This is a genomic window from Virgifigura deserti, from assembly GCA_003576685.1.
GTDB classification, from domain to species: Bacteria; Pseudomonadota; Alphaproteobacteria; order Dongiales; family Dongiaceae; genus Virgifigura; species Virgifigura deserti.
In genome coordinates this window covers 78,756-96,423 of the sequence record QOZR01000007.1, presented here as the reverse complement: position 1 = coordinate 96,423, position 17,668 = coordinate 78,756, and the positions used below count along the sequence as shown (strand labels likewise).

Sequence of the window (17,668 nt, the reverse complement as noted above, 5' to 3'; positions counted from 1 at the left end):
CGATGCTCGGGGCTGCCTTCAAGATCCTGCTGGTCGAGGACAATCCGGGCGACGCGCGGCTTACGCGGGAGCTGCTGTCGGAGGTCGGGAACGCGCGGTTCGAGCTGATTCATGTCGAGAGCTTGAAGGCTGCTCTCGAGCGGGTGGAGCAAGAGAGCTTCGATGTCGTCCTGCTCGATCTGTCGCTTCCGGATGCGCAGGGGCTCACGACGGTCGAGCGGTTGCGGAATGGGGCGCCGCGCATGCCCGTCGTCGTTCTCAGCGGCTTGGACGACGAGACGCGCGCGATCGAGGCGGTGCAGAGCGGCGCCCAGGACTATCTCGTGAAAGGCCAGGGGACCGGCGAGCTCATCATGCGCGCCTTGCGCTATGCCATCGAGCGCAAGCGTGGCGAACTGCTGCTCCTTGATGCGAAGGAGAAGGCGGAGATCGCCAATCGGGCGAAGTCCGAATTCCTCGCGAACATGAGTCACGAGCTTCGCACACCGCTCAACGCGATCATCGGATTCTCCGAGATCCTGAAATCCGAGCTTCTGGGTCCGCTCGGCGAGGATCGCTACAAGACCTACTGCGCGGACATCCACGACAGCGCCAGGCACCTGCTGGAGGTCATCAACGACATCCTGGATATCTCGAAGATCGAAACCGGAAAGTTCGAGCTCCGGGAAGATCTGATCGCGGTTCCCAAGGCGATCGATTCCTGCGTCCGGCTGATCCAAGGGCGTGCCGTTGACGCCGGAATCGCCGTGACGGTGACCATCGGAGACGATCTTCCGGCGCTGCGCGCGGACGAGCGGATGGTCAAGCAGATCATCCTCAACCTGTTGTCCAATGCGGTGAAATTTACGCCGGACGGCGGCGCAGTCACCGTGTTCGCGCTGGTAGATGACGACGAGACGCTGAGAATCGCGGTGACGGACACCGGTATCGGAATCGCCGAGGCGGATATTCCGAAGGTAACGAAGCCGTTCTTTCAGGTGGACAGTTCGTTGAGCAAGAAGTTTCCGGGCACCGGGCTCGGCCTGCCACTGGCCAGCGCCATGGTCGAGCTGCATGGCGGCAGGCTGGAGCTGCGGAGCGAATTCTCCGTCGGCACCACAGTGACGATTCGGTTCCCCGCGGAGCGCCTGTCCCCCACCGACGGCCTGCGCGGTTCTGCAAGCGATGCCGAATCCAAGGATGCACCGGATGCGGCGGAGGGGAAACAGGGGGAGGGGGTCATAATCGCAAAATCAAGTCCCCGTTGGATCAAGCATTTGCGCCGCCCATAGACCCGGCCATCTGCCGAAGTTCTGTACAATTTGTTATTTGGTAAAATATTCACATTACTGATATTAACGGAACGTTTGTGTTGATCGCAATAAATTGGGCTTTTGCGTGACGCCTTACGCGATGCGCTCCGGAACTATTCTGAGGTTATCGAGCAAAAAGCGCTGCGATGAAGGCCCGAATCCTTTTTGTAAAGCTGCATCGCTATCTGGCCTTTCTGGCCGGCGGCGTCATCGTTATAATCGCACTGAGCGGCAGCTCTCTCGTCTTCAAGAAGGAGATAGACGACGGCATAAACGGACGCGTCGCGATGATGGCGGCCTCCGGGCAGTCGGTTTCGCTTGAAGCGATGATCCAAACCGTCCGCGCCGCCTATCCCGGCGTTCGGATCGCCCGGATCATCTTTCCGGATCGGCCTGACGACGCGTTCGAGTTTGTCGTCTCGGAGGCGGATGAATCCTGGCTTTGCGTTTCGGTGAATCCCTATACGGGGGAGATTCTGAACAGCCGCCCGCCCGGCATTCTCGAGTTCCTGCGCGAGCTTCACAGCACGCTCCTCGTCGGTCGCGTCACCGGTTCCGGCCTCGACGGGTTCATCACGGTGCGGGGCGACCTCGGCATCGGGCAATATGTCGTCGGCCTGTTCGGCCTGTCCGCGATCACCCTCTGCGTGACTGGCCTCTATTTGTCCTCGCCGGGGCGGCGGAAACTCAGCGATGTCCTGAAAATCAACCGGAGGCTTTCCTGGAAGCGCACCAACTGGGACCTTCACCGGGTCGTTGGCATCGTGGCCAGTCTGTTCATTCTCGTCGCCGCCACATCCGGGTCTGTTCTGGTCTTCAGGGAACTCGTCCGATCGGCCGGTTCCACGGCCATTGTGCCGAGGTCGACCGGCCCGGGCGAGATGCAGCGCCTGTCGGTGGATCATCTCCTGCAACGGGCCGAAGATGCCTTGCCCGGCGGGCGGGTGATCGAAATCGCTCTGCCCGAGGCTTCCGAGGCGCCGCTATCCGTCAGCAAGACGTTCACTGACAACACGCATGCCTATGGCTACAGCACCGTGTGGCTCGATCTCCGGACCGGCGCCGTCGTCGAGATCGATGATCCACGCGAAAAATCGGCGGGGGCGAACTTCCTCGGCCAGACGATGAACGCGATCCATACAGGGCGCGTCGCGGGGCTTCCCGGGCGGATTCTGGTCCTGGTGACTGGGCTCGTGCCTGCCGCCTTGTTCGCGACCGGAATGCTGATTTGGTGGACCAAGCGCCGCGTCAGGGTCCAGCAGAATGCTCAGAGGCTCGCAGCGCTGCATGGTGGCGGAGGGCGCCCGATGGGGTGGAGGAGTGCCAGGAACCGGCGCATTTCGGACGCCCTGAGCGCAGCGAGGGACGAGCCCGCCCACTCCCGTGGGCGCGCCCGCCGGGCAAGTCGCGTGGCGTCCGCCGATCACCGCCCAGAGGACGGCGCCTTCGATCCCGAACCCGGTTGAGCGACTGCCGGCCGGCCGCTCCCGAAGAGTCGCAAGCGCCAGCCGGGGCTTGCCTTTTGCCGGCCTGCTCTGTATAAGCCTCCGTCCTATTCGAGCGGCCTCGGCCATGGTGGGCATGCCCAACCGCTCGCTGTTTCCTTCAAGATCGGAGATCCGAAATGCCCAAGATGAAGACTAAGAGCGGCGCCAAGAAGCGCTTCTCCTTCACCGCGACCGGCAAGGTCCGGATGAATCCCGCAAAAAAGCGCCATATGCTTCGCCGTCGTCCGCAGAAGATGAAGCGGCAGCATCGCGGCACCGAGCTGATGCATCCGGCCGACGCGAAGATCGTCGCCAAATTCTTTCTGCCGAACGGTTGAGGGGGGATTGAGTCATGGCACGTGTTAAGCGCGGCGTCACCACCCACGCCCGGCACAAGAAGATCGTCGATATGGCGGCCGGCTATCGCGGCCGGTCCTCGACGAACTTCCGCATCGCCATCGAGAAGGTCGAGAAGGGGCTGCAATATGCCTATCGCGACCGCCGCAACCGGAAGCGGACCTTCCGTGGCCTGTGGATCCAGCGCATCAATGCCGGCGTGCGCGAGCATGGCCTGACCTACTCGCAGTTCATGAACGGCATCAAGCGCGCCGGCATCGATATCGACCGCAAGGTTCTGTCCGACCTCGCGATTCGCGAGCCGGAGGCCTTCCGGGCGCTGGTCGAGAAGGCGCGCGGCGCGCTCTCCGGCGCGGACTGAACGGTACAGGCAGGCGCGCCCGGCGTTGCCGGTGATTGATTGACCGGCGCGCGCCTGACGCCCTATACTCCGCGGCGTTTTCATCGCCTGATCGAGACCGAAGCGCCATGGACTATCCGGTCGATCTTCGATTTAGCAGCGTATCGACGCGTTCGGCGCGGCCTGCGGTTTCGCGGTTGCTTCCGGTGGCGTACGTCTGAGGCGCCGACCGGACATCGAGGCGAAAAGGGGCCGAGCCAGTTCGGCCCCTTTTGTTTTGCGGATATGAGACATGCTGGAAAATCTCGAAGAGCTGAAGGTGAAGTGGATCGAGGCGTCGGCGACGGCCTCGACGATCGCCGCCCTTGAGGAGGTCCGGGTCGGCGCGCTCGGTAAGAAGGGCGAGATCAGCGCCCTGATGAAGGGGCTCGGCGGCCTGGCCCCTGACGAACGGCGCGAAGCCGGTGCCCGCCTCAACGAGATCAAGGACTCCGTCGCCGCGGCGATCGAGACGCGGAAGGCGGCGCTTTCCGAGGCGGCGATCGAGGCACAGCTCGCGGCTGAGCGGATCGACGTCACCTTGCCGGTGCGGCCCGAGGCGGAAGGCCGGTTGCATCCGATCAGCCAGACCATGGACGAGATCGTCCTGATCTTCGGCGAGATGGGCTTCCAGGTCGCCGAGGGGCCGGACATCGAGGACGACTTCCATAATTTCACGGCACTGAACATCCCGCCGAACCATCCGGCCCGGCAGATGCATGATACTTTCTATCTTGCCGGGGCTACTGGCCGCCCCGCCAACCCCAGTAGCCCCGGCGAAGAGGACGGCGCCAGGTTGCTGCGGACCCATACCTCGCCGGTGCAGATCCGGACCATGCAGGCGAGCAAGCCGCCGCTGCGGATCATTGCGCCGGGGCGGACCTATCGCTGCGATTCCGACATGACCCATACGCCGATGTTCCATCAGGTCGAGGGGCTGGTCGTCGACGAGACGACGCATATGGGCCATCTGAAGGGCTGCCTGATCGAGTTCTGCCGCGCCTTCTTCGGGATCGCCGACCTGCCGGTCCGATTCCGGCCTAGCTTCTTCCCCTTCACCGAGCCCTCAGCGGAGGTCGATATCGGCTGCTCGCGCAAGGGCGGCGAACTTAAGATCGGCGCCGGGGACGATTGGCTCGAAATCCTCGGCTGCGGCATGGTGCATCCGAAGGTGCTGGAGATGTGCGGCATCGATTCGGCCCGCTATCAGGGCTTCGCCTTCGGCATGGGCATCGAGCGGATCGCGATGCTGAAATACGGCATCCCCGATCTGCGCACCTTCTTCGAGGCCGATCTGCGCTGGCTTCGCCATTACGGTTTCCTGCCGCTCGACATGCCGAATCTGGTGCGGGGGGCGATGCGATGAAGTTCACCCTGTCCTGGCTGAAGGACCATCTGGAGACCGAGGCCGGCATCGAGGAGATCACCCGCCGGCTCACCGCGCTCGGACTCGAGGTCGAGGGTGTGGAGGACCGGGCGAAGGATTTCGCCGGCTTCACCGTCGGCCATGTCACAGACTGCGCGCCCCATCCCAACGCCGACCGGTTGCGGGTTTGCATGGTGGAAACCGGCAGCGGGACGGTGCAGGTCGTGTGCGGCGCGCCCAATGCGCGGGCCGGCATGAAGGGCGTCTTCGCGCCGGCCGGTAGCCGCATTCCCGGAACCGGTCTCGACCTGAAGAAGGGCGTGATCCGCGGCGTCGAATCTAACGGAATGCTCTGCTCGGCCCGCGAGATGGGGCTGGGCGAAGACCATGATGGCATCATCGAGTTGCCGGCCGACGCGCTTGTCGGTCAGCCTTTCGCCGCGGTGATGGGACTCGACGATCCGGTGATCGACATCGCGATCACGCCGGACCGGGCCGACTGCCTCGGCGTTCGCGGCGTCGCCCGAGACTTGGCCGCGGCCGGCGTGGGTCGGTTGAAGCCCGCCAAACTCGACCCGGTGCCGGGCCGCTTCGAAAGCCCGATCCGCTGGCACCGCGACTTCCCGGAGGGGGCCGGCGATGCCTGCCCGATGGTGGTCGGTCGCTATTTCCGCAACCTGCGCAACGGGCCCAGCCCGAAATGGCTGCAGGACCGACTGACGGCGATCGGGCTAAGGCCGATCTCGGCCCTGGTCGACATCACCAACTACGTCACCTTCGATCTCGGCCGGCCGCTGCATGTGTTCGATGCGGCGAAGCTGGCGGGCGACCTGACCATGCGGTTCGCGCGCGAGGGCGAGGAGATCCTGGCGCTCGACGACAGGACCTATCGGCTCGACCCGTCGATGGTGGTGATCGCGGACGCCAAGGGTGTACACGGCATCGGCGGCGTCATGGGCGGCGAGCTGACTGGCTGCACGACCGAGACGACGGAGATGTTTCTCGAGGTCGCCTTGTTCGATCCCGTCCGCGTCGCCGCGACGGGCCGGAAGCTCGGCATCGAGAGCGACGCGCGCTACCGCTTCGAGCGCGGCGTCGATCCGGTTTCCGCGGAGTGGGGCGCCGAGGTGGCGGCGCGCCTCGTGCTGGAGATCTGCGGCGGCGAGGCGAGCGAGACCGTCAGCGCCGGTGCAATGCCGGCGTGGCAACGGCAGCTGAGCCTGCGGCCGGAGCGCGTTTCCGGCCTCGGTGGCCTCGATCTGCCCGAGGCAGAGTCCGTGCGCATCCTGGACGCGTTGGGGTTCGAGGTGGAGCGGCAGGATGGCCGCCTCTCCGCCGCCGTGCCCTCCTGGCGCGGCGATGTAGAGGGCGAAGCCGATCTGGTCGAGGAGGTGGTACGCGTCGCCGGCTATGACCGGATCCCGGCCGTGCCGCTCGAGCGGACGACGCCGCTGCCCGAACCGGCCCTGACCCCGGCGCAGCGCCGGACGGGCTTGGCGAAACGCACGCTTGCCGCGCGGGGGATGCTGGAGGCGGTAACCTATTCCTTCATGCCCGGCGATCTGGCGGAATTGTTCGGCGGCGGGGACGTGCGGCTTGCCAACCCGATCAGCGCCGACCTCGACGCGATGCGGCCCTCGATCCTGCCGAACCTGCTGACGGCGGCGGCCCGGAACGCCACCCGCGGCTTTCCCGATGTCGCGCTGTTCGAGGTCGGGCCGCAATATGCCGACGAGACGCCGGAGGGCCAATCGCTTGCGGCTTCCGGCCTGCGCACGGGGCAGACCGGCCCGCGTCACTGGCAGGCACCGCCGCGCGCGGTGGACGCCTTCGATGCCAAGGCCGATGCGCAGGCCGTGCTCGCCGCTTGCGGCGCGCCGGTCGACAACCTCCAGGTGACGACGGACGCACCGTCCTGGTACCACCCCGGGCGCTCGGGCGTGCTGCGGCTGGGCCCCACGGTGCTCGCCTGCTTCGGCGAGCTGCATCCCCGGATCCTGCGACGGCTGGACCTGAAGGGGCCGGTCGTGGCCTTCGAGGCGGTGCTTGATCGGGTTCCGCTGCCGCGCGGCAAGGGCGGAGCGGCCCGGCCGCTGCTTCAGGCCTCGCCTTTCCAGCCGGTCGAGCGCGACTTCGCCTTCGTCGTGGACGAGGGGGTCCCTGCGGACAAGCTGATCCGTGCCGCGAAGGGCGCCGACAAGGCGCTGATCGCTGCGGTCGGCGTGTTCGACGTCTATAGCGGCCCCAATATCGGCGAAGGCAAGAAGTCGATCGCCCTCAGCGTGACGTTGCAGCCGACCGCGCAGACCCTGACCGATGCGGAGATCGAAGCTGTTAGCGCCAAGATCGTGGCGGCGGTGGCGAAGGCGACAGGCGGCGAACTGCGCCGCTGATTCCGGTCACGCAAATGTCACGCCTCAAGCGGGGTTCGGTTAACTTCCGTTAAGGATGGGAGGTGGCCAGGTGCGCTATTGCAAGCTCCAGCCAATCAAGAAATTGGTGCGAAACGAGCAATGTGGAGTAGGATGCGGGCAATGGCGAAATCGACTGAGAGAAACGACGCTCCCGACGGCGTAGCGCCAAACGCCGACTATCTGAGCCTTTTCCAACCCAACGATGCGACCATGGATGCCATGGTGAAGGCCAGCGACGCGATGCTGAAGGGCGTGGCGGCGCTCGGCCAGGAGATGGTCGACTTCGCGAATACGCGCGTGAAGCAGAATCTCGAGACCTCGCAGTCGCTGATGGGCTGCAACGACCTGAGTCAGGCCTTCGGTCTCCAGTGCGACTTCGCGCGAACGGCGACGCAGCACTATCTCCAGGAGGCGAACAAGCTGATGAACCTCACCGCGAGCATGACGCGGCAGAGCTGGGCGCCGCTCGAGGAGCGCACGAAGGAGACCCTAAGTCGGTTGAACGGGCGCTGAGTTCCCCAAAATCCGCACCGGCTAGAGCTCCGGAATGACGCCCCGGGGCTCGTCGCCTTGAGGCGCGGCGGCGTATCACGCCGCCGCCTTGCGCTGCCCGAGCTCAAGCAGGTCCTGCGCCCGGAGGAGCGCGTCGTCGAAGCTGACGGCATCGACGTTGGCGCACCACCGTAGCCGATCGCAGGCATCCCCGACGTCCTCATGCTTCGCCGCCGTGTTCTTCGATATGAGCGGCCGCTTGGCGCTGCCGGCGCGCCGTCGCCTTATCACGTTCCGGATACACTGGTCGAGCGGCGTTTCGAGGTGCAGGACATGCAGCCTGTGCGCCTTCGCCAACGCGGCCGATCGTTGATACTCATGGCTAACCCGCAGGCCTTCGAAGAGTACGTCGTGGCCGCTGGAGGCATAGTCGCCTGCGAGCTGGAACACCTCGTCCATGGCGCCGATGGTGTCGCAGCCGCCGCAGGTCACCTCGTAATGCCCGAGCACGACGAGCGGGCGGCCGCCAAGCGGGTGGCGAAACCGATAGCATATCGGCCGCTTGCGACCCTCGCGGTAGATCGGCTCCATATGACCGCCCCTATTCCATCCGTAGATCGCCATGATCCGGCGGACGAACTCCGTCTTGCCTGCGCCGCTGGTGCCCCTCGGATTGATGACCATGCTCATATTTCGATCCCTTTCGTTTCGTGTGGCGCATCGCCGAGCCCGGCTGCGGGCTCACATCCCGAAGTGACCTCCAGAAAGACGGTCCTGCAGAATGGCGGAAATCGGCGCCTCTCGACCCGTCATTCGATCATCCGCTCTATTCTGGATAAACCCCCTTGCGGCGCCTTTTTAGGCCTTTTCGTCATGCCCGGCGGCGGGAACGCTGACGGTCGTTGCGTTGCGCCCGCGGCATCCTTATCTTCCTGCCGCAATCTGGCTCTGGCGCTGGCACATGACCGACCTCAAGCATATCCGCAATTTCTCGATCATCGCCCATATCGACCACGGCAAATCGACTCTGGCCGACCGGCTGATCCATCTCTGCGGCGGGCTGACCGACCGCGAGATGAAGAGCCAGGTGCTCGACTCCATGGCGATCGAGCGCGAGCGCGGGATCACCATCAAGGCCCAGACCGTTCGTCTGACCTACAAGGCACAGGACGGCGAGACCTATGAGCTGAACCTGATCGACACGCCGGGCCATGTCGATTTCGCCTATGAGGTGAACCGCAGCCTCGCCGCCTGCGAGGGCTCGCTCCTGGTGGTCGATGCCAGCCAAGGGGTCGAGGCGCAGACGCTGGCGAACGTTTACCAGGCGATCGACAACAACCACGAGATCGTCCCGGTCCTGAACAAGATCGACCTGCCGGCTGCGGAGCCGGAGAAGGTCAAGGCGGAGATCGAGGAGGTGATCGGCCTCGATGCCTCGAACGCGATCGCGATTTCGGCCAAGACCGGCCTCGGCATCGACGCGGTGCTGGAGGCCTTGGTCACGCGCCTGCCGCCGCCGGAGGGCGACGCGGCGGCGCCCTTGAAGGCGCTGCTGATCGACAGCTGGTACGACCCCTATCTCGGCGTCGTGATCCTGGTCCGGGTGAAGGACGGCCGACTGAAGACCGGCATGAAGATCCGGATGATGTCGACCGGCGCCGTGCATCCGGCTGAGCGCGTCGGTATCCTGACGCCGAAGGGCGTGCTGGTGGACGAGCTTGGCCCCGGCTCGATCGGCTTCCTGACGGCCGGGATCAAGACCGTCGCGGACTGCCAAGTCGGCGACACGATCACCGAGGAGCGCCGGCCGGCAGCGGCGGCGCTGCCGGGGTTCAAGCCGAGCGTGCCGGTTGTGTTCTGCGGCCTTTTTCCGATCGACGCGGCCGATTTTGAACAGCTCCGCGAGAGCCTGGCGAAGCTGCGTCTCAACGATGCCAGCTTCCAGTACGAGCCGGAAACCTCCGCCGCGCTCGGCTTCGGGTTCCGCTGCGGCTTCCTGGGCTTGCTCCATCTCGAGATCATTCAGGAGCGGCTCGAGCGCGAGTTCGGTCTCGATCTGATCACGACCGCGCCCAGCGTCGTCTACAAGGTGCATATGACGAGCGGCGAGATCCTCGATCTGCACAACCCGGCGGACATGCCGGAACCGGTGAAGATCGACTTCATCGAGGAGCCGTGGATCAAGGCGACGATCCTGGTGCCCGACACCTATCTCGGCCCGATCCTGAAGCTGTGCGAGGACCGGCGCGGCGTGCAGCAGGACCTGACCTATGCCGGCAACCGCGCGATGCTGGTCTATCGCCTGCCGCTCAATGAGGTCGTGTTCGATTTCTACGACCGGCTGAAGTCGGTGAGCCGGGGCTATGCCAGCTTCGACTATCAGGTCGACGGCTATGAGGAAGGCGACCTCGTGAAGCTGTCTATCCTGGTCAATGCCGAGCCGGTCGACGCGCTCGCCTGCATCGTCCACCGCAGCCAGGCCGAAACCCGCGGCCGCGCGCTCTGCGCCCGGCTCAAGGACCTGATTCCGCGCCAGCTCTTCAAGATCGCGATCCAGGCGGCGATCGGCGGCAAGGTGATTGCGCGCGAGACGGTGAGCGCGCTGCGCAAGGACGTGACCGCGAAATGCTATGGCGGCGACATCACCCGCAAGCGCAAGCTCCTCGAGAAGCAGAAGGAGGGCAAGAAGCGGATGCGCCAGTACGGCAATGTCGAAATTCCGCAGTCGGCCTTCCTCGCCGCGCTCAAGATGAGCGACAGCTAATGCTGATTACGGATAGGTCTGGAGCCTGAATCCTTCATTGTCATTGCCGGGCTTGACCCGACAATCCAGGGACGCCGGCTCCGATCGCGCCTTGCGACTCCTAGACGCCCGGATCAAGTCCGGGCATGACAAGGATGATAAATTCCAAGGGTAATCCCGAAGCACTTTTAGGGCTCTACGATCGCGCTTCCGTCGCCATCATGCCGCGCTGCGGTTTCGGGAAGCAGCCGGTTGTCCAGGATATAAAGAAGGCCGCGCTGCCAGGCCTCCAAGCTGTCATTCCGGATCGAAACGCTGTGCGAGGCGACGATTTCGTCGCTTCGGACATCAGCCAGAATGACGCTGATCTCCTGAACCAGCGTGCTCATCCGCCGGACGATGACATTCAGAGCGAGACCGGCTCCGGCCTGTTTGGCGATCGCCAGCTGACAGCCGCCACAGCGGAAGAGAGGACGGTTCCGCTCGATGCTGGGGGAGACGGGAGTGACATCCACCACGCGATACTGTTGGCTTTCCCGGAACCGGTCGCGAGCCAGCCGCGATAAGGCTTGCAGGCGCTCGGCATAGGCTGCTTCGTGACCTTCTCCGGTCGTGTCCCAGAGCTCCACGTCGAAAATAGCGATCGGCTCCGGAACGGCGCCGTGAGCCGCTCCAACAGCGAAGAGCCACAGGCCGGCCGCCGCGGCAAGGCGTAGCATCGATTGCGTGAGATTCACCAACATCAGGCGCGTCGCCGCCTGGGTCGGACCGACCCGATCAGCAGCAGGATCAGGCCCAGCCCGCCGACCGCCGCCCAGGCAGGCCATTGCAGGATCGTCGTGATGCCGGGATCCCAGAGCGGCGGCCAGATATAGCGCTCGATCACCGGCTGCAGCAGCAGCAGGCTCTCGCGATGGAGCTCGAACCAGAGCTGGCCGGTGGGAATCACAGCCCAGTCGCCGGTTTCCTGCCAGACCAGCGCCTCGCGTCCCACCAGGAACAGCGCGGCGGCGACGAGCACCCAGCCGAGAATGCGCAGGACGATCAACGCGAAACCCTCCTAGGGACTGATCCGGTTACATCGAAGCGATGTGATCGGTGAATCGCACTCTAGCCGCAACCTGTCGGCACGATAGCAAGCGCCCGCCGAAGTACAACTGTTCTCGGCGGGCGCTCTCAGGATCGTGATGGGGCCGGGGGAGTTGGAGCTATTGCGCTTTATGCTGGGAAGGCGCGAGGCGCGTCGGCGGCGGGAACGGCCATGCCCCGCTGGACCGCCGGCCGGGCGCCGACCGCCGCGTACCACCGGGCGAGGTTCGGATAGGCCGCGATGTCGATGCCGAGCGGCCGGTGGGCGTCGATCCAGGGCCAGGTCGCGATGTCGGCGATGCCGTAGTCGCCGGCGATGCCGGAGCGGCCCGCCAGCCGGCCGTCCAGCACACTGAAGATCCGCTTGGTTTCGGCCTCATAGCGGTCGATCGCGAGCGGGATCTCCTCGGGCGCGGAACGGCGGAACCACCAGAGCTGTCCCATCATCGGCCCGACCGAAGCCATCTGGAACATCACCCATTGCAGCGTCTCGTACCGGTCTTGCAGAGATTCCGGCTGGAACTGGCCGGTCTTCTCCGCAAGATAGATCAGGATCGCGCTGGACTCGGCCAAGGTCACGCCGGTGTCCGGGTCGTGGATCACCGGGATCTTATTGTTGGAATTGAGCTTGAGGAAGCCGGGCCGGTGCTGGTCGCCGGCGCCAAGGTCGATGCGATGCACCCTGTAGGGCAGCGCCGTCTCCTCAAGCATGATGGCGACCTTGCGTCCGTTCGGGGTGGCGCTGGTGTAGAAATCGATCACGAAAATGCTCCTCGTCCGTCGGTCGTGATGTGAGGGTGTGGTGGGGTGGGCTATGGGGCGGTTATCAGACGAGGCCTTCCGCCTTCAGCGCTTCCTGGACCTTCGGCCGCGCCGCCACCCGTTCCATGTAGGCCGTCAGGTTCGGCCATCGGGAAAGGTCGATCTGCATCGGCTTCGACCAGTTCACGACCGTGAAGGCGTAGGCGTCGGCCACCGTGAACCGGTCGCCGGTGAGGTACTGCTTGCCGGCGAGATGCCGGTCGAGATAGTCGAGCCGGTTGGCGATATTGTCCTTCGCGATCTTCTTGCTCTCCTCCGGAGTGTCCGGCTTGAAGAGCGGGCTGAAAGTCTTGTGCAGTTCGGTGCTGATGAAGGCGAGCCACTCCTGGAGGCGATAGCGCTCCATCGTTCCGGCGGCCGGGGCGAGGCCGGACTCCGGCTTCTGATCGGCAAGATACTGCACGATCACCGGACCTTCCGTCAGGATCCGCCCGTCATCGAGCCGAAGCGTGGGAACATAGCCCTTCGGGTTCACCTGGGTGTAGTCGGCGCCGCTGTTCGTCTTCTTGGCCTTGAGGTCAACCTGCTCGAGATCGAACGCCAGGCCCGCTTCCCGCAATATGATGTGCGGCGAAAGCGAGCAGGCGCCTGGGGAATAATAGAGCTGCATCGTCATCATCTCCTGGGCTGTTGCTGCAAAGACGGGGCAGTAAGTGGCCGCCATGTCGATCACTTATTGAAACCAGTTGAGTATGTAAAGTAGGTACTATATAGTAACTACCTTAACCGAGAGAGAGTGCGCGATGCTGCCCAAGAGCCCGATCGGCTGCCCCATGGACTCGCTGCTGCGCCTGCTGATGGGGCCGTGGACGACCTATATCCTGTGGGTGCTGGCGAGCGAGGGGCCGACCCGCTTCGGCGCGCTGAAGCGCCGGGTCCCGGGAATTTCGGCCAAGGTGCTGACCGAGCGGTTGCGCACGCTGGAGGAGGCCGGGGTAATCTACCGGCAGTATGAGCCGACGATTCCGCCGAAGGTGACATACGGCCTCGCGCCACGGGGCCAGGAACTGCGCGCGGTGCTCGATCAGTTGAACGCGGTGGCGTTGCGCTGGCAGCGCGCGGACGGCGCCGTCCCGGCGGATTATGTCTGCGTGCCGGCCGAGTCCGATGAAGAGCCGGCGCCTGCGGGAACGCTAGCCGAGCCCCATCTTGCATCGTCGCGAGGCCTCGGCTAGGTTGCGGCCTCGCTACGCGCGGTACCTTCCGGAGGGGTGGCCGAGTGGCTTAAGGCACACGCTTGGAAAGCGTGCATACGGTAAAACGTATCGCGGGTTCGAATCCCGCCCCCTCCGCCAGCTTCTAAATATCTAATCAGATCGACAATATTTTTGTCGGAGCCGGAAATTCCTGCGGTGTTTCCGGGACCTCTGCCCGGGTGCGGCTTTGCCTCCGGTCGGCAGAGACGCTGCTGCGCTATTTGCAGATCGCCGTCTCGCGGCTCCAACGCTTGTTTTTGCGCCGCCACGCCGGCCTTAAATCCGACTGCCGTTGACACTCCATCCACGACAGCAAGTGCGGAAACCCCCAGCAATCTAATTGCTCGGGCTGCGCATGTATAGATTCATAGATTATGAAATCGTTCTGTTAACAATAAATGCTAAATAAGTATTCAGCGTATTATCAATTTCCAGAGTCGCGACTGTGGCATAGAATTTTTATTAACGGTCAGAAACTACATTTTGCGAGCGGTTGAGACGCCACAACGTTTCTGCGCATGAAATCGTTTAGGGATTCAAGGAGATCGAGCATGACCACTGCTTCTCGGGCCATCACGTTAAAGACGGCCTTCGCTAGCGCACTCACGGCCTTACTGATCTGCGGCACCTCGTCGGCGTTCGCCAAGACGGCCGAAGAAACCAAGGCCTTCGTCGAGAAGGCGGTAGCGCACATCGAGGCCGTCGGCCAAAAGCAAGCGTTCGCGGATTTCAGCCGGCCCGATGGCGGCTTTATCGATGGCGAACTCTATATGTTCTGCTTTACTCCCGATGGCACGACACAGGCGCATGGCGGCAACGCGGCGCTCCTTGGTAAGAACCTGATGAGCATAAAGGATCCCGACGGGTTCGCGAGCACAGCCGCGCTCATCAAGACAGGCATGGAGCAAGGCTCCGGCTGGGTGGAGTTCAAGTGGCCGAATCCCACCACCAAAAAGGTCGAACAGAAGGCCGCCTATGTGGTCAAGGTCGGCGACCGGATCGTGTGCGGCTCCGGCTACTACAAGGGCTAGATATGTCGGCGGGCGTCCGTCTTAGGGCGGACTCCCGCCGGCGCCTTCAGCGGGCACACCGCGCCGAAGGCCACGGCTCAGATCCCGGGGTAGAGCGTGCGCGGCAGCTGCATGCTGATCTCGGGCACGTAGGTCACCACCGCGAGCGCAAGAATGGCGAGCGCAATGAAGGGCAGCGCTCCGCGTACCGCCTGTTCATAGGTCACGTCGCCCAGACTGCTCGCCACGAACAGATTGAGCCCAAAGGGAGGCGTGAACATGCCGATTGCGCCGTTGACCGTGAGCACCACACCAAGGTGGATCGGATCGATACCAACCTGAAGGCCGACCTTGTAAAGAAGCGGGCCGAGAATGACCATGATCGACGCGGCATCGAGGAACATGCCGACGATCAGCACCGTCACGTTGATCAGCATGAACAGGTGAATCGGATTTTGGCTCAGCGACAGGATGCCGTCAGCGATCGCAACCGCGAGTCCCGTCGAGGTAAGATACCAGGCAAGGACTGCTGCGGCGGCGAGAATGATCATGATCTGTGCCGTGGTGGCTGCGGAGTCGCGAACCGCAGCGAACAGTTCAGCGATCGTCTTCTCGCGGTAGATTACCGCCGAAACGAATAGCGCGTAGATCACTGAGACGGCTGCGGCCTCCGTAGGCGTGAAGACACCGCCATAGATGCCGCCCAGAATGACGATCGGCACGCCGAGCCCCCAGGACGCGTCCTTGAGGCCCTCCCAGATCTCCGCCCACGACGGAGCAGGGCTGCGCGGCACGTCGTGGCGCCAAGCATGGAAGACGGCGTAAAGGATAAAGACGAGGCCATAGACGAGGCCGGCGCCGATCCCCGCCATGAACAGCGCACCGACCGACACGCCCGTTACCGCGGCATAGACGATCATTACGATGCTGGGGGGAATGATGATGCCGAGCGAGCCGGAGGCAATAATGAGTCCGATGGAAAAGGGCGGCCGATAACCCGCCGTCTTTAGGGCCGGATAGAGGATGCCGCCGACGGCGACCACGGTAGCCGGGCTCGACCCTGAGATTGCTCCGAAGAACATGCTGGAGCTGACCGCTGTAATGCCGAGGCCGCCGGTCAATCGTCCAACGATGAGGTCGGCGAACCTGATAATGCGCCGCGACAGGCCACCAACGCCCATAACATTACCGGTCAAAACAAAGAACGGAATTGCCATCAGCGCGAACGAATCGATACCAGAGAACATCCGCTCGATGACGATCGCCATCGGCATCATGCCGTCGAGCCAGATGATGATCACGACTGTGCCGGCGAGCGCAATGAAGAGCGGCGCGCTACTGGCCAAAAGGATACCGAGGAGAGAGAAGAAGATCGTCGTCATGGATGGCGCTGCCGCGGAATCAGTTGATCATTTCCATCTCGGCGCGGCGGTGAACACCAGTCGCCTCGAGGTAGAGACGCTGGGAAAACCGCAGCGCCATCAGAGCAGCGCCGACCGGGATCGCGAGTTGGACGATCCAGAATGGCGCCTGCATCGCGGAGGTCCGCTGACCGAACATGCGCGTCTGCGCGGCTAGTTCGCCGCCATAGATCATCAGCACGATGCAGAAGGCGACGCACAGCGCCAGAACGGCGACCGCTGCAAGCCGTCGGGCGGTTGGCGGCAGGAAATGGACGACCGCCTCGACGCCGATGTGGATGCCCCTGCGGGCTGCCACACTGCCGCCGACGAAGACGAGCCAGACGATCTCGTAGCGGACGAACTCCTCGGCCCAGACGAAGCCGGTGTTGAAGACATACCGGGCAACGACATTCACGAACAGAATCGCCGAAGCCGTGATTAGCAACGTTGAGATGAATGCGTCCTCGGCCCAGGAAAGTCCCCGGTCCAATCGATCGAGCATCATATGTCCCACTGGTGAAATCCGCCTGCTCCGGAGGCGCGCGGGCGATCTTCTGCCAGCCCGCCCGCGCCCTCCTTCAAGCAATAGGCGCTTGCCTCACGAGCCGCGAAGCTCGCGGATCTTCTGATAGGCTTTGTCGAGAAGATCGGTGCCGATCTGGTCGCGGAACGCCTCGTGGACCGGACGGGTCTCTTTCTCAAAAGCCCCGCGGCTTTCATTGGGCAATTCGCTGAGTTCAGCCGAACTGTTCTTGATGGTCTCGATGTAGCCTGCCTCGCGGCGCGCGGTCTCCTCACGCTGAAAGTCGGTCACCTCACGCGCCGTTTCCACGAGGATGTTCTGCGTCTCCTCATCAAGCCCCTCGAACCACTTTTTACTGAAAACCAAGGCGTAGCCGAGATAAGCGTGGTTCGAGATCACGACATGCGACTGAACCTCGTGGAACTTCATGTTCACGATGGAAACGAGCGGATTCTCCTGGCAGTCGACGACACCCTGCTGCAGGGCGGTGTATGTCTCGGAGAACGCGATTGGTACCGGCGTCGAGCCCATCGAGCGGAATTGCGCGATGATGATGGGGCTTTCCATGACGCGCACCTTGCGCCCGTCGAAATCGGCCGGCGTCTCGACCGCATTGTTGCAGGTGAACTGCTTGAAGCCGCTCTCCCAGAAGGTCACGCCCTTCAGCCCGATCTCGTCGAGCGTGGCCAGCAGCTCATCGCCTACCTCACTGTCGAGGAACGCGTGCGCCACCTGCGGCGAGGGGAAAATGAACGGTAGGTCCGGCAACTGCATGGCCGGCTGGAAGTTCGACAGCTTGGCGGTGGGGATGATGCCACCCTCGATCGCGCCGAACTGCATCTGCTGTGCAGCCTGAACGTCGTCCGCCAGCGAGTTGTTCGGGAAGATCCTGACCTCGATCTTGCCGTGCGTGCGTTCGGCCACGAGGTCGCGGAACTTCTCCGCCGCCACGTGCTGGGCGCTGTTCTCGGGCAGATCATGATGGAACTTGAGTATCGTTTGGGCAGCGACATTCCCACAGACGAGCATGGACGTTGCGAGAGCGATCGCTGAGACTAAATTCCTGCGTTGCACTTTATTCTCCCCCTTTCAGGT

Annotated in this window: 18 protein-coding genes and 1 tRNA gene; 11 read left to right on the top strand and 8 right to left on the bottom strand. The window is 63.7% G+C overall.

What is annotated here, in order from left to right:
- Window positions 1–2: 2 nt before the first annotated feature.
- From DT069_RS13575 to DT069_RS13545, 7 genes are all read left to right on the top strand, one after another.
- Entirely contained in the window at window positions 3–1,271 is a 1,269-nt protein-coding gene (locus tag DT069_RS13575; RefSeq protein ID WP_119460852.1) for an ATP-binding response regulator, read from the top strand.
- A gap of 167 nt (window positions 1,272–1,438) precedes the next feature.
- Window positions 1,439–2,758 (top strand): PepSY-associated TM helix domain-containing protein, encoded by a 1,320-nt coding sequence (locus DT069_RS13570; RefSeq protein ID WP_119460851.1) that lies wholly within the window; start codon window positions 1,439–1,441, stop codon window positions 2,756–2,758.
- Between the two features lie 158 nt (window positions 2,759–2,916).
- Complete coding sequence (gene rpmI / locus DT069_RS13565; RefSeq protein WP_119460850.1) at window positions 2,917–3,117, top strand: 50S ribosomal protein L35; 201 nt, start codon at window positions 2,917–2,919, stop codon at window positions 3,115–3,117.
- A gap of 14 nt (window positions 3,118–3,131) precedes the next feature.
- Entirely contained in the window at window positions 3,132–3,497 is a 366-nt protein-coding gene (rplT, locus tag DT069_RS13560) for a 50S ribosomal protein L20 (RefSeq protein ID WP_119460849.1), read from the top strand.
- A gap of 274 nt (window positions 3,498–3,771) precedes the next feature.
- On the top strand, window positions 3,772–4,881 hold the full coding sequence (gene pheS, locus DT069_RS13555) for a phenylalanine--tRNA ligase subunit alpha (protein WP_162913201.1): 1,110 nt from the start codon (window positions 3,772–3,774) through the stop codon (window positions 4,879–4,881).
- Window positions 4,878–7,274 carry a phenylalanine--tRNA ligase subunit beta gene (gene pheT / locus DT069_RS13550; protein ID WP_119460847.1) on the top strand — a complete coding sequence of 799 codons (2,397 nt, stop codon included), beginning with the start codon at window positions 4,878–4,880 and terminating at the stop codon, window positions 7,272–7,274. The genes pheS and pheT overlap by 4 nt, the downstream gene beginning before the upstream one ends.
- Before the next feature lie 141 nt (window positions 7,275–7,415).
- Window positions 7,416–7,808, top strand: a complete 393-nt coding sequence (locus DT069_RS13545; RefSeq protein WP_162913187.1) for a phasin family protein — start codon at window positions 7,416–7,418, stop codon at window positions 7,806–7,808.
- Window positions 7,809–7,883: 75 nt separating this feature from the next.
- On the opposite strand, the gene DT069_RS13540 is transcribed toward DT069_RS13545, so the two are convergent.
- Entirely contained in the window at window positions 7,884–8,477 is a 594-nt protein-coding gene (locus DT069_RS13540) for a P-loop nucleotide/nucleoside kinase family protein (protein ID WP_119460845.1), read from the bottom strand.
- Window positions 8,478–8,748: 271 nt separating this feature from the next.
- On the opposite strand from DT069_RS13540, the gene lepA reads away from it, so the two are divergent.
- Complete coding sequence (lepA, locus tag DT069_RS13535) at window positions 8,749–10,551, top strand: translation elongation factor 4 (protein WP_119461025.1); 1,803 nt, start codon at window positions 8,749–8,751, stop codon at window positions 10,549–10,551.
- Window positions 10,552–10,718: 167 nt separating this feature from the next.
- Here the strand turns inward: lepA and DT069_RS13530 are convergent, their stop codons facing one another.
- From DT069_RS13530 to gstA, 4 genes are all read right to left on the bottom strand, one after another.
- Window positions 10,719–11,273, bottom strand: a complete 555-nt coding sequence (locus tag DT069_RS13530) for a DUF3280 domain-containing protein (RefSeq protein WP_162913186.1) — start codon at window positions 11,271–11,273, stop codon at window positions 10,719–10,721.
- Window positions 11,273–11,578 (bottom strand): hypothetical protein, encoded by a 306-nt coding sequence (locus tag DT069_RS13525; protein ID WP_119460843.1) that lies wholly within the window; start codon window positions 11,576–11,578, stop codon window positions 11,273–11,275. Before DT069_RS13525 ends, DT069_RS13530 begins: the two co-directional genes overlap by 1 nt.
- 170 nt (window positions 11,579–11,748) lie before the next feature.
- On the bottom strand, window positions 11,749–12,381 hold the full coding sequence (locus DT069_RS13520) for a glutathione S-transferase family protein (RefSeq protein ID WP_119460842.1): 633 nt from the start codon (window positions 12,379–12,381) through the stop codon (window positions 11,749–11,751).
- 64 nt (window positions 12,382–12,445) lie between these two features.
- On the bottom strand, window positions 12,446–13,051 hold the full coding sequence (gene gstA / locus DT069_RS13515; RefSeq protein WP_119461024.1) for a glutathione transferase GstA: 606 nt from the start codon (window positions 13,049–13,051) through the stop codon (window positions 12,446–12,448).
- Window positions 13,052–13,184: 133 nt separating this feature from the next.
- On the opposite strand from gstA, the gene DT069_RS13510 reads away from it, so the two are divergent.
- The 3 genes from DT069_RS13510 to DT069_RS13500 all read left to right on the top strand — a co-directional run bounded on the left by DT069_RS13510 (window position 13,185) and on the right by DT069_RS13500 (window position 14,668).
- The gene (locus tag DT069_RS13510) at window positions 13,185–13,616 is read left to right on the top strand and encodes a winged helix-turn-helix transcriptional regulator (protein ID WP_425450225.1); all 432 of its coding nucleotides are present in this window, start codon (window positions 13,185–13,187) and stop codon (window positions 13,614–13,616) included.
- A gap of 30 nt (window positions 13,617–13,646) precedes the next feature.
- A tRNA-Ser gene (locus DT069_RS13505) sits at window positions 13,647–13,736 on the top strand.
- A 452-nt stretch (window positions 13,737–14,188) separates the two neighbouring features.
- Window positions 14,189–14,668, top strand: a complete 480-nt coding sequence (locus DT069_RS13500) for a cache domain-containing protein (protein WP_162913185.1) — start codon at window positions 14,189–14,191, stop codon at window positions 14,666–14,668.
- Window positions 14,669–14,745: 77 nt separating this feature from the next.
- Here the strand turns inward: DT069_RS13500 and DT069_RS13495 are convergent, their stop codons facing one another.
- From DT069_RS13495 to DT069_RS13485, 3 genes are all read right to left on the bottom strand, one after another.
- Entirely contained in the window at window positions 14,746–16,029 is a 1,284-nt protein-coding gene (locus tag DT069_RS13495; RefSeq protein ID WP_119460840.1) for a TRAP transporter large permease, read from the bottom strand.
- A 19-nt stretch (window positions 16,030–16,048) separates the two neighbouring features.
- A complete protein-coding gene (locus DT069_RS13490) occupies window positions 16,049–16,555 on the bottom strand; it encodes a TRAP transporter small permease (protein WP_119460839.1) in 507 nt (168 codons plus the stop codon).
- Window positions 16,556–16,648: 93 nt separating this feature from the next.
- Complete coding sequence (locus tag DT069_RS13485) at window positions 16,649–17,647, bottom strand: TRAP transporter substrate-binding protein (protein ID WP_425450224.1); 999 nt, start codon at window positions 17,645–17,647, stop codon at window positions 16,649–16,651.
- Window positions 17,648–17,668 lie beyond the last annotated feature (21 nt).